This window comes from Achromobacter sp. Marseille-Q0513 (genome assembly GCF_018195695.1).
Taxonomy (GTDB): domain Bacteria; phylum Pseudomonadota; class Gammaproteobacteria; order Burkholderiales; family Burkholderiaceae_B; genus Achromobacter.
Genome location: NZ_JAGTJY010000250.1, coordinates 1 through 7,243, shown reverse-complemented (window position 1 = coordinate 7,243; position 7,243 = coordinate 1). Strand labels below are relative to the sequence as shown.

5 protein-coding genes and 1 pseudogene are annotated in these 7,243 nt (G+C 70.5%); 5 read left to right on the top strand and 1 reads right to left on the bottom strand.

Features of this window, described 5'->3' with window-relative positions; translation table 11 throughout:
* Positions 1-410 precede the first annotated feature (410 nt).
* On the bottom strand, positions 411-1,340 hold the full coding sequence (locus KDH83_RS28545; RefSeq protein WP_212321972.1) for a LysR family transcriptional regulator: 930 nt from the start codon (positions 1,338-1,340) through the stop codon (positions 411-413).
* Positions 1,341-1,718: 378 nt separating this feature from the next.
* Here KDH83_RS28545 and KDH83_RS28540 point away from each other — a divergent pair.
* The 5 genes and pseudogenes from KDH83_RS28540 to KDH83_RS28520 form a co-directional block, all read left to right on the top strand.
* A pseudogene (locus KDH83_RS28540) lies at positions 1,719-3,017 on the top strand (3-hydroxyacyl-CoA dehydrogenase NAD-binding domain-containing protein); the annotation flags it as partial.
* Between the two features lie 44 nt (positions 3,018-3,061).
* A complete protein-coding gene (locus KDH83_RS28535; RefSeq protein ID WP_212321970.1) occupies positions 3,062-4,240 on the top strand; it encodes an acetyl-CoA C-acyltransferase in 1,179 nt (392 codons plus the stop codon).
* A 133-nt stretch (positions 4,241-4,373) separates the two neighbouring features.
* A complete protein-coding gene (locus tag KDH83_RS28530) occupies positions 4,374-5,564 on the top strand; it encodes an acyl-CoA dehydrogenase family protein (RefSeq protein WP_212321968.1) in 1,191 nt (396 codons plus the stop codon).
* Positions 5,565-5,573: 9 nt separating this feature from the next.
* Entirely contained in the window at positions 5,574-6,725 is a 1,152-nt protein-coding gene (locus tag KDH83_RS28525; protein WP_212321966.1) for an acyl-CoA dehydrogenase, read from the top strand.
* A partial coding sequence (locus tag KDH83_RS28520; RefSeq protein WP_212321964.1) for an AMP-binding protein occupies positions 6,722-7,243 on the top strand: 522 nt, incomplete at its 3' end. The genes KDH83_RS28525 and KDH83_RS28520, both read left to right, overlap by 4 nt.

The following is a 7,243-nucleotide window of genomic DNA, read 5'->3' as shown; positions in this document are numbered from 1 at the left end:
GCACGGGCGTCCAGATCTGGGTGTAGAGCACGAGCCAGACAATGGCGGAACGGAATTTGGACATGGTGCGGCGCGCCTCGCAGGCCAGAGGGGGATGTCCGTCGGGGAGGTCCGCTGAGAAGGCTCAGGTCCGGACAGAAAGGACGGATGAAGAAAGTCTGGCGATACGCTAGAGCCGTTGCCGCCGGCATGCCATGGGACGCTTCCGATTTTGGGCGGGGGAAGCGTCAGACTTCACGCGTGAAAAGGCGTGGTCGTTTATGTACGAAGCGGGCGCCGGCGTATCGCGACCGGCCGCAGGCACGACCCTGCTCGCGGCCGGCACCGCGGAGCCGGCAAGCGCGATCAAGCGCGAAATGGAAATGGATGTCGGCCGCGCGCCAGCCCCCCGCGCCCTGCGCGGCCCGCCTTCAGCCCGAGACGCCCAGCAGGCCGGGCTGCCCTTCATGCGCGGCCTGGGCGCGCTGCAGGATGTACTCGATCATCATCGCGATGGCGCGCGGATGGTGGCGATTGGGCATGTACAGCATGTACATGGCGCGACCGAAGATGCTCAGCCGCCAATCCGCCAGCGCCTGCACCAGATCGCCGCGCGCCACGTCCTCGTGCACCACGTAGTCGGGCACGATGCCCACGCCCAGGCCGGCGCGCATGGCGTCGCGCAGGAAGGCGTAGTTGCGCGAGAGCACGGTGGGCTCCAGCACCACATGCTGCCTTGGCTGGCCGCCGTAATAGGCCGACAGCCGCAGCGGCCGGCCGATGACGGCCGCGCTGATGACGGGGCGGCGCGCCAGGTCCTCGGGCATCGCGGGCAGCCCCTTGGCCTCGGCATAGGCGCGCGAGGCGCAGGCCACGTAGCGGACCTGTCCCAGTTCGCGCGCCACCAGGTTCTGCGGCGGTTCCGACATGATGCGCACCGCGATGTCGACCTCGTCGCGCAGCAGATCGTCCACGCTGTTCTCGAACAGCACGTCCAGCACGATGTCGGGATAGTCGCGCTTGAACTCCAGCAGCCAGGGCGTCATGACGAACTGACCGTAGCCGCTGGGCACGCTGAGCCGGACCTTGCCCTGCGGCGTCTTGCCCAGGCTCTGCACCGACTCGCGCGCGGCGACCAGCTCGTCCTGGATGCTGCGGCCGTGCTGGTAGAGCTTCAGCCCGATCTCGGTGGCTTCCACGCGGCGCGTGCTGCGCCGCACCAGCTGCATGCCGACCGACCGCTCCAGCTGGCTCAGGTGGTAGCTGACATTGGCACGGGTCATCTTGAGCCGGCGCGCGGCCTCGCTCAGATTGCCCGCGTCCAGGATCTCCACCAGCAGGGTCAGGGATTTGGTGTCCATGTCGGCCTATCGTCGTTCGATTGCGTTCCGCTGCATTGTCAAATTTTATTGATCGTGGTGTCAATTATTGATGGCATTGTCAAGACTTCTTTGCTGATCAAGAATTAGGCGCAGGGCGTGGACCGTTTCAAACGGTCCATGAACCCAGCCCTTACGCCGCGCCCCCAGGGGCCTGTCGCCTGCGATGGCGGCCCGGCGATGAAGAAACCGGCCACGGAGATGGCCAAGGAGACGCAAGCCATGACAGCCCAAGCCAGCGCCGGCACGCGCTACGCGGACGGCCCCGCCGCCGGGGATCCCCAATCAACCTCCCAGGACGCCCAGGCCAGCGCCGCGCTGGACGCGGCGCTGCGCGAGGCCGGCCCGGATCCGGTGACGCGCGCCGCCATCGAGCACGCTTTCCACGCCGAACGGCGGACCTGGCGCATTCCCGAGCTGGAGCAGGCCAGGCCGCGCCGGCTGGAGCGCGTCGGCGTGGTGGGCGGCGGCACCATGGGCGCGGGCATCGCCGTGGCGCTGCTGGACGCGCGGCTGCCGGTGGTGATGGTGGAACAGGACGAGGCGGCGCTGGCGCGCGGCCGCGCGCGGGTCGATCAGGTCTACGCGCGGCTTGTGGGCAAGGGCCGCATGAGCGAGGACGAACGCGCGGCCCGCATGAACCGCTGGCAAGGCGCCACCACGTATGACGCGCTGGGCGAGGCGGACCTGATCATCGAGGCCGTGTTCGAGGACATGGACGTCAAGCTGGCGGTGTTCGCCGAGCTGGACCGCGTGGCGCGGCCGGGCGCGGTGCTGGCGACCAATACGTCCTATCTGGACATCAACCGCATCGCGCGCGCCACGCGCGGGCCGGCCGACGTGCTGGGCCTGCATTTCTTCTCGCCGGCCAACATCATGAAGCTGCTGGAGGTGGTGGCGGGCCAGTCGACCGCGCCCGACACCGTGGCCACCGGTTTCGAACTGGCGCGGCGGTTGGGCAAGACACCCGTGCGAGCCGGCGTCTGCGATGGTTTCATCGGCAACCGCATCCTGGCCGTGCACCGGCAGGCGGCCGACCTGATGATGCAGGACGGCGCCTCGCCCTACGAGATCGACGCGGCCGTGCGCGCCTTCGGCTATCCCATGGGTCCGTACCAGATGGCCGACCTGGCCGGCGGCGACATCGGCTGGGCCACCCGCAAGCGCCGCGCCGCCACGCGCGACCCGGCGCTGCGCTACGTGCGCATTCCCGACCTGCTGTGCGAGCGCGGCTGGTTCGGCCAGAAGGCCGGACGCGGCTTCTACCTGTATCCGGATGGCGCGCGCCAGGGCGAGCCCGATCCCGAAGTGCTGGCCCTGATCGACGAGGAACGCCGCCGCGCCGGCGGCTCGCCCCGGGCATTCAGCCAGGACGAGATTCAGCGTCGCTACCTGGCCGCCATGATCAACGAGGCCGCCAACGTGCTGCGCGAGGGCATCGCGCTGCGCCCCTCGGATATCGACGTGGTGTTCCTGTACGGCTACGGCTTTCCCCGGCAGCGCGGCGGCCCCATGCACTACGCCGACAGCGTGGGCCTGGACCGCGTGCTGGCCGATGTGCGCGCCTATGCGGCCGAGGATCCGGCGTTCTGGAAGCCCTCGCCGCTGCTGGCCGAGCTGGCGGCATCCGGGCGCGGCTTCGCCAGCCTGAACCGTTGAACGCGGCGCCGCCCGCCCCTACCCCTTTCCTGCGAGTACGCGACATGAGAGAAGCCGTCATTGTCTCCACCGCCCGCACGCCGATCACCAAGGCGCAGCGCGGCGAATTCAATCTGATCGCCGGTCCCACCCTGGCGGCGCACGCCGTGCGCGCCGCGGTGGAACGCGCTGGCGTGGACCCAGCCCTGATCGAGGACGCGCTGATCGGCTGCGGCTATCCCGAGGGCGCCACCGGCCGCAACATCGGCCGCCAGGCCGTGATCCGCGCCGGGCTGCCCGTGTCCGTGGGCGGCGCCACCATCAACCGCTACTGCGCCTCGGGCCTGCAGGCCATCGCTTCGGCGGCCGCGCGCATCGTGATGGATGGCGCGCCGGCCATGATCGCCGGCGGCGTCGAATGCGTCTCGCAGATCCGCACCCGCGACGACGGCGTCAGCGGCATGGACCCGTGGATCCTGGCGCACAAGCCCGAGCTGTATCTGCCCATGATCGAGACCGCCGACATCGTCGCCGCCCGCTACGGCATCAGCCGCGAGGCGCAGGACCGCTACGCGGCGCAAAGCCAGCAGCGCGCCGAAACGGCCCAGGCCGCCGGCCGCTATCAGGAAGAGATCATTCCTGTCACCACGGTCATGGCCGTGACCGACCGCGCCACCGGCGCCGTCAGCGAGCGCGAGGTCACCGTGGACCGCGATACCTGCAACCGCCCCGGCACGACCTACGAGGCGCTGGCCGCGCTCAAGCCGGTGCGCGGAGACGGCCAGTTCGTCACCGCCGGCAATGCCTCGCAGTTGTCCGACGGCGCGGCCGCCTGCGTGCTGATGGAAGCGGCCGAGGCCCGCCGCGCCGGCATCGCGCCGCTGGACGTCTTCCGAGGCCTTGCCATCGCCGGCTGCGAGCCCGACGAGATGGGCATCGGCCCCGTCTACGCCGTGCCGAAACTGCTGGCGCGGCATGGCTTGAAGGTGGACGACATCGACCTGTGGGAACTGAACGAGGCCTTCGCCTCGCAGGCGCTGTACTGCCAGCAGCGCCTGGGCATTCCGATGGAGCGGCTGAATGTGAACGGCGGCGCCATCGCGCTGGGTCATCCCTTCGGCGTCACCGGCGCGCGGCTGGCTGGTCATGTGCTGTTGGAAGGCCGCCGCCGGGGCGCGCGCTACGCGGTGGTCACGATGTGCGTGGGCGGCGGCATGGGCGCCGCCGCCCTGTTAGAAATGTAGAGCCCACCCCAAGCGCTACGCGCTCCCCCTCAAGGGGCGCCGCTACGGACCGGCAAAGCCGGCTCCGCGCGGCCCCGGTCGAGGCATCAGTTTTTTTACACTGCACCGGCGCGCAGCGCCACGGATGACTGACATGGATCTGGAATTCACTGCCGAAGCAACCGCGCTCCGCGACGAGGTACGGGCCTTCCTGGCCGCGCAACTGCCCGCCGCGCTGTCCGACAAGGTGTTGCGCGGCCAGCCGCTGACGCGCGAGGACATGGCTGGCTGGCACGCCGTGCTGAACCGGCGCGGCTGGCTGGCCAGCCATTGGCCGGCGGAGTACGGCGGCACCGGCTGGAGCAGCACGCAGAAGTTCATCTTCGACAACGAGTGCGCGCTGGCCGGCGCGCCGCGCATCGTGCCCTTTGGCCTGAGCATGCTGGGGCCGGTGCTGATCAAGTACGGCAGCGAGGCGCAGAAGCGCCATTGGCTGCCGCGCATCCTGGACGGCACGGACTGGTGGTGCCAGGGCTACTCCGAGCCGGGCGCCGGATCCGATCTGGCCGCCGTCCAGACCACCGCCGTGCGCGATGGCGACGATTACATCGTCAACGGCCAGAAGACCTGGACCACGCTGGGCCACTACGCCAACATGATCTTCTGCCTGGTGCGCACCTCGCACGAAGGCCGGCGCCAGGAGGGCATCAGCTTCCTGCTGATCGACATGTCCAGCCCCGGCGTGGAAGTGCGCCCCATCATCACGCTGGACGGCGAGCACGAGGTCAACGAGGTGTTCTTCTCGGACGTGCGCGTACCGGCCGCGAACCTGGTGGGCGAGGAAAACCGGGGCTGGACCTGCGCCAAGTATCTGCTGACCTATGAACGCACCAACATCGCCGGCGTCGGGCAGTCGACGGCGGCGCTGGCCCGCTTGAAGGCCGTTGCCGCGCGCCAGCGCCGCAACGGCCGCCCGCTGGCCGACGACCCCGACTTCGCCGCGCGGCTGGCGCGGGTGGAGATCGAGCTGGCCAACATGCGTACCACCAACCTGCGCGTGGTGGCCGCTGTCGCGGGCGGCGGCGCGCCGGGCGCAGAAAGCTCGATGCTGAAGATACGCGGCACCCAGATCCGCCAGGAAATCACCGCGCTGAACCGCCGCGCCATGGGTCCTTATGCCCGGGTCGGCGACGTCGGGACGCTGCATGGCGCCGACGCGCGCATCGGGCCGGACGGCGCCGACACCGCCGCGGCCCAATACTTCAACAACCGCAAGCTGTCGATCTTCGGCGGCTCCAATGAAATCCAGAAGAACATCATCGCCAAGATGATCCTGGGACTGTGAGGGCCGGCCATGAACTTTGAGCACACCGAAGACCGCCGCATGCTGACCGACATGCTGCGGCGCTTTGTCGCCGAGCAGTACGACATCGTCACGCGCCACCGCAACGCCGGCGCCGAGCGCGGCCACAGCCCGGAATTCTGGCGCCGCTATGCCGAGCTGGGCGCCATCGGCGCCCTGTTCGCCGAGCGCGACGGCGGATTGGGCGGCGCCGGCTTCGACATCGCCGTGGTGTTCGAGGCGCTGGGGCGCGGCCTGGTGGTCGAGCCCTTCCTGGACGCGCTCATGGTGGGCAGCGCCATCGCCCAGGCCGGCACGCCGGTGCAGCGCGAATCGCTGGACGGCCTGATCGCCGGCGAGCGGGTCGCGGCGCTGGCCTGCGCCGAGCCGCATGCCGGCTACGAGCTGTCGCGCGTCTCGACCCGCGCCGAGCGCGACGGCGCGGGCTGGAGGCTGCAGGGCGCCAAGGCCGTGGTCAACGCCGGCGGGCACGCCGACCTGTACCTGGTGTCGGCGCGCACCTCCGGCGCCGAGGACGAGGAAGACGGCATCAGCCTGTTCCTGATCGGCGCCAGCGCGCCGGGGCTGGGCGCCCGCGACTACGTGCTGGTCGACGGCGGCCGCGCGGCCGAGCTGACGCTGGACCAGGTGCGCGTGCCGCAAGCGGCGCTGCTGGGCCAGGCCGGCGCCGGCCACGCGCTGCTGGAACACGCCACCGGACGCGGCCTGCTGGCCCTGTGCGCCGAGGCCCTGGGCGCGATGGACTGCGCCCGCGACGCCACGCTGGAATACCTGAGCACGCGCCGCCAATTCGGCGCGCCCATCGGCAGCTTCCAGGCGCTGCAGCATCGCATGGCCGATCTGTTGCTGGAGATCGAGCAGGCGCGTTCGGCGGTGATCAACGCCGCCGCCGCGCTCGACCTGCCCGACCGACTGGCGCGCGAGCAGGCGCTGTCGGCGGCCAAGTACACCATCGGCCGGATCGGCACGCTGGTGGCCGAGGAAAGCATCCAGCTGCACGGCGGCATCGGCATGACCTGGGAGCTGCCGCTGGCTCACTACGCCAAGCGGCTGGTCATGATCGACCACCAGCTGGGCGACGAGGACCACCATCTGCGGCGCTACATCGCGCTGGGCCGCCAACGCGACGGGAGCGCGTCATGACGGCCGCCCCCGCCTCTGCCACCGCGCAGGCGCAGGAACCGCCGCTGTCGCCACCCTTTGCCGCGCCCTTCCCCGTGCGCGGCATCGAGGATGTGCGCCGATTGGAAGCCCGGCCCCTGGCCGAGACGCTGACGGTGCAAAGCACCTACGAGATCTTCCGCAACTCGGCCGCCGCCTTCGGCGACAAGACGGCGCTGACCTTCCTGAAGACCGCCGACCCGGACGGCGATACGGTGAGCTGGAGCTACCGCGAACTGCTGGCCGGCATCCACCAGACCGCCAACCTGCTGCACGGCCTGGGGCTGGGCCCGCGCGACGCCGTCGGCATCCTGCTGCCCGGCTGCCTGGAATACCACCTGGCGCTATGGGGCGGCGAGGCGGCCTGCGCGGTGCAGCCGCTCAACCCGCTGCTGTCCGAGGACAAGCTGGCGGCGCTGCTGAACGCCACCGGCGCGCGCGCGCGGATCGCCTACGGCGCGCGGTGCCGCCGCCCACCCCGCGGCGGTCCGAGGGCAAGC